This is a genomic window from Caldicoprobacter faecalis (assembly GCF_900115765.1).
Lineage (GTDB): Bacteria > Bacillota > Clostridia > Caldicoprobacterales > Caldicoprobacteraceae > Caldicoprobacter > Caldicoprobacter oshimai.
The window spans coordinates 1-4,271 of record NZ_FOXR01000064.1 but is presented as its reverse complement, the minus strand read 5'-3'; the positions used below and the strand labels follow the sequence as shown (position 1 = coordinate 4,271).

5 protein-coding genes and 2 pseudogenes are annotated in these 4,271 nt (G+C 36.7%); 1 reads left to right on the top strand and 6 read right to left on the bottom strand.

Annotated features, from left to right (window positions below; translation table 11 throughout):
• A pseudogene (locus BM241_RS12870) lies at window positions 1-151 on the top strand (IS256 family transposase); the annotation flags it as partial.
• Here BM241_RS12870 and BM241_RS11880 read toward each other — a convergent pair.
• The 6 genes and pseudogenes from BM241_RS11880 to BM241_RS11855 all read right to left on the bottom strand — a co-directional run bounded on the left by BM241_RS11880 (window position 129) and on the right by BM241_RS11855 (window position 4,188).
• Window positions 129-1,109, bottom strand: a complete 981-nt coding sequence (locus BM241_RS11880; protein WP_025746793.1) for a transposase — start codon at window positions 1,107-1,109, stop codon at window positions 129-131. The pseudogene BM241_RS12870 and the gene BM241_RS11880 sit on opposite strands and share 23 nt — an antisense overlap.
• A gap of 64 nt (window positions 1,110-1,173) precedes the next feature.
• Window positions 1,174-1,575 (bottom strand): annotated as a pseudogene (tnpB, locus tag BM241_RS11875) (IS66 family insertion sequence element accessory protein TnpB); the annotation flags it as partial.
• 28 nt (window positions 1,576-1,603) lie between these two features.
• Window positions 1,604-1,921, bottom strand: coding sequence for an IS66 family insertion sequence element accessory protein TnpA (tnpA, locus tag BM241_RS11870; RefSeq protein WP_092282883.1), 318 nt, complete (start codon window positions 1,919-1,921; stop codon window positions 1,604-1,606).
• A gap of 215 nt (window positions 1,922-2,136) precedes the next feature.
• Window positions 2,137-2,670 carry a hypothetical protein gene (locus BM241_RS11865; RefSeq protein WP_025746796.1) on the bottom strand — a complete coding sequence of 178 codons (534 nt, stop codon included), beginning with the start codon at window positions 2,668-2,670 and terminating at the stop codon, window positions 2,137-2,139.
• Between the two features lie 415 nt (window positions 2,671-3,085).
• Window positions 3,086-3,661: a hypothetical protein gene (locus BM241_RS11860; RefSeq protein WP_025746797.1), complete on the bottom strand. Its 576-nt coding sequence runs from the start codon at window positions 3,659-3,661 to the stop codon at window positions 3,086-3,088.
• Between the two features lie 14 nt (window positions 3,662-3,675).
• Window positions 3,676-4,188 carry a hypothetical protein gene (locus BM241_RS11855; RefSeq protein ID WP_025746798.1) on the bottom strand — a complete coding sequence of 171 codons (513 nt, stop codon included), beginning with the start codon at window positions 4,186-4,188 and terminating at the stop codon, window positions 3,676-3,678.
• Window positions 4,189-4,271: the final 83 nt, after the last annotated feature.

The following is a 4,271-nucleotide window of genomic DNA, read 5'->3' as shown; positions in this document are numbered from 1 at the left end:
TGTCGAAGTATTGGAAATTAACATATATTTACAGAGGGAGAACTTGAGGCGGACAAAATGGAAAAAAGCGGTACCAATGATAAATGCTCACATTTATGAAATACAACAAATTTTCCAGTTACGTTACTTTAATCAGACACAAAATTCTTGACAACTCTCATCAACTGAAAAGCGTTATCCTCACAACAGGTTTCCGCTATCTCTAGCACATATCCGCTTTGCCCCTTCGTACCCTTCTTTCGGTATGTCGCATCTTCATCATATGCGGACTGCAGCGAGTCTGTCGGTATATCCTTGCTGTCCTTTGCTTTTACCCGCCCAGACTTATTATCTATATATGCTTGCTCCGATAGAAAACGCTTGACTATCCTTAGTTCCTCACTGCTTTCCATACCAGGTATACCCTCTAATATGTTCATAGCCTCATAGCACATATTGAGAAGAGTTTCTAGCCGACTGTCACTCTCAGAAGGTTTCGATTTGTATAGCATTTCCTTCTTAAATCCTTCTTCAAGTACCTTCGATAGTTCATCTGTATGTTTATCCTCTGGAATCGCCTTAACTGCCCTCTGTAAAACATCAAAGGCTAACGCTAAACGCCCTGCCTTCTTTATATTCGACATAAACATTGTAGTATCCATACGTTGTTCAGAAAAACTTATGCCCGCTTTCTCTGCAAACTTCTTCGTAAGGTTTAAAAACTGACCAAAGATAAGATCCTCTTCATCAGGATGTTCTACAAGATATCGATAAATTCTACTCCTGAAATTATACAACGTCTTCTCTGCCAGGTTGACCTCTCCTAAAACCCTTATACCAACAGCATAGTTTACCAGGTAGTTAAAATAGAAAGCCTCTATCAGTTCATCATCGGAGAGGTTCTTCATGTGTTTGATAAATTCAAGGGAGAGCAAAATATTGACTGGAAAGTTTGGACACCCAACATCACTGTAAAGTACTGAAAATGGCTTTTCATCAATGTTACAAAATACCTCTTCATAAAAGATGGGTGCCCATGACTTCTCAAGCTTTTGACGTATACCTGGGTTCATCCAGTAGATGCTCTCCATTATTGATGTTTGCAGATGTTTATTATTCTCCCTGAACAACGTTTACACCCCGTTTGCCTTAATTTATTGAATTTATCTTCTGTTATGTTTTTCTTACGGAATATTATACCATATATCGTATTCTGATGTTAGTATTTACGAAGTTTTCGTTTGCTAAAGACGGGGTTTTTACACTAAAATCAAATTTTATATTACCGTTATTCACAATAACTTTCTTATGAGCACTTTTTTGCTCCAGCAATATTCCATCCAACAACCATCTTAGCTCCCTTATGCTTATCTCTGCTGTGCCAGTGCCTTCCTTGGGCCAATCAAAAATTCCTTTCTCCAGCCTTTTGTAGTAAAGCCAGAATCCATTGTGGTCCCACTGTAGTATCTTTATCTTGTCTCTGCTCTTGTTACAGAACACAAACAAAGCACTTGAAAAAGGATCCAATTCAAAGTTTTGCTGTACGATAGCCGCTAGGGAATCTATTGATTTCCGCATGTCGGTACTCCCACACGCAAGATAAACCTTTAAGTACTGGCCAGTCCTAACATAGAGCGCTCAACACCTTTACTACATGAAGCAGTAGTCCCTCATTAAAACCTTCTCTTACCTCAATTACAGCAGGAGCCACTTTTACGGTTAAAAAGTCGCTTAAAGCTATGTCTTCTTTGCTGCTTAAACTAACAGGTAACCATTGCACCGTATTACCAGTCTGTTCTTTTAAAGTTTCTTTTCTTAGCCAGTAGTACAGCTGTCTTGTGGTTATGCTGTGTTGCCTGCAAAATTCCCTTGCAGACAAGCAGCTGGCTTTGTAGGCTTCAATTCTGGCTTTCCATTGCTGCCCGCGTTCCGTATGTGTCATTAGATAATCCCTCCCCATCATTTTTTACTGAGAGATTATCTCACATTTGTTTGCAAATTTTCAATTTTCGCTCTATTGGCTGCTATATAAAGCCTTTATATCTTTAATACTATCTTTTCTTACTAATCCAAAATTCCTTATTGTCAATCTGATTGTGTACTTTTTATTATTCATTTCAAATGGGACCACATCATACAAGGTTTCATTTGGCTGAATTAATTTTTTCGTGTTATTGTATTCCACTTCAGCAACGCCGTTCCCCAAAGATTTGACCGTGATATATTTTCTATGGATGGAACTTCTTGAAATAATACTTCGTTGTCTATTAACAAATAACCTGTTTTTATTACCAAAGTATTTTCACAGCTTTTCTTAATAACACTCGATGGGTATTTCTCTACCCCACACAATATTTTGTCATCAATATTAGGGAGAAGACTCTCATGCTCAACGTAGAAGTTACCAGCCGAATCAATATAATAATCAACACGAGGTTTTATATCAACGGCCCATAATTCTTCTGGAGGGATATTAAGGCTATCAATTTTTATCGTCAATAATAGAATCTCGTCTTCTGAAATCGTATAGGATTCTGTGCGTAGTCCCGTGTATGGTTCGGATGTAGGGATTGTAGAAACAGTTAAATCTTGAGGCTCTTTGACATCATCTATACTTTCTGTTTTGGAATAGCACATGAGCACTAAACACATTAATAAAACAATACCCAACAGAATACTTAAACTTTTCATTTTATCAACTCCTTTATCAGCAATATTATTTCATTAGGAGCCGGAAACTGAGTTTCCAGCTCCTATTTAAAACAATACTTTAAGTTATTGTATATTTGCTGAATATGAATATGTCGCGCTACCAGATCTTTCAAGGTTTGCGGGGATTAAACATATTTCTTTGTAAGTTTTCCCAAACATATACAGAAATACTTCTGCTCTGTTCCCACTTTTGTATCCAATTATGACCATATTATATCCCAAAATTATTATCGTGCATTATTTTTACCAGATTACTTATAAACATGATTTTCTAAAATACTCCTATTGCCTACCAATGATCTTTTCATAAACAGAATCTTTAAGAATAGCTAATTTTCTTTAAAGAATTGTGAATTATATAAAAAAGAGCTAGGAGCTATTCCTAGCCAATAGTTTATTCTTTAATACATTTGGCCTCAAGAAGGATTGAACGCATGTTAATGTTATTAAGAACATCTGGAGCACCAAAATGTATAAGGTGAATACTATATTCGTTACCGGCTTGCTGAATATTGACAGCCACATTGTCCGGAATTTGGTCTGGTAAAAACTCAATAAGCTTAATGGCGTTATTACCATAGTACAGTAGATGCCATTCTGTCTCAAAGGTTTTATTTCCATTAATATAATACCATTTTACACCAGCAGGTTTCATCCAACCGATGCAAACAGGCTGTGTTTCCTGTGATTCCTCGTCAGGATATTGATATGGCGACCAGTAGCCAACAGACCAGAAGCCCATCTTATTTTTCACCATATATACTAGCACTATTTCTTGTCTGTTAGAGCTAGTCTTTATTATTTTAATCTCATTTCCATTTGCATCAAAGTCTGACTCTAAGGGTATAATGTCATGGGGATTGAAGCCAGCTTTCTTAATTGCAAGCGAAAAGCTGTTTATCCTAAATATATTGAACACGATTATACCGGTGACTAAAATAAATATTACTATAATATAGACTTTCTTCATAAAAATGCTCCTTTCTATTCGAAATTAAGTGGCAATTGGGGATGGTATGGATAAATATACTGGATAGTCTTGCTTTCTGGACCAGAGATTTGGATGCGTTGTACTCCTTCCTGTACAGGTACACTTGAACCAGAATTATACGCGATAATGGCATTTAAAGTGCTATTATAACCGCTCGGTTCAATGTTGATAGGTTTGTTTCCTTGAATTACCTTAGCTGTAGGTACTTTGGTCCATCCATCACTGCTATATTTATACTCTACTGTTGGCATTTGGTATCCTATCTCTCCCTTTGTTTTTGTTGAAACGTGGGACAGCCATTGATAATCATCTGTTTGATTCTCTAGACGTACGTAGGCAAAAACTGCTGTAGTAATCATTGACCAGCTATAAACAATGTGCGGTGCTCTAACCTCTGTTGTCGTTTTAATGCCATCCCAGAACGACATAATTGCATCATAGAAAGTAATTGCAATTGACGGATTAGGTGTTACTTTATCAATTACTGCCCAAGCGATCAAGTCCAATTTTTTGTGTAAAATCCCCTCTAGCTAGAGTTAGATAACAATAGTTCAACTTATCGATATTACCTTTTCCTTTTTTCTTTTCA

What these genes read in the sequence shown, in the direction of transcription:
- BM241_RS11865 (WP_025746796.1), bottom strand. Translation starts at nt 2,670, where the DNA reads ATGAAAAGTTTAAGTATTCTGTTGGGTATTGTTTTATTAATGTGTTTA.
- tnpA (WP_092282883.1), bottom strand. Translation starts at nt 1,921, where the DNA reads ATGACACATACGGAACGCGGGCAGCAATGGAAAGCCAGAATTGAAGCC.
- BM241_RS11860 (WP_025746797.1), bottom strand. Translation starts at nt 3,661, where the DNA reads ATGAAGAAAGTCTATATTATAGTAATATTTATTTTAGTCACCGGTATA.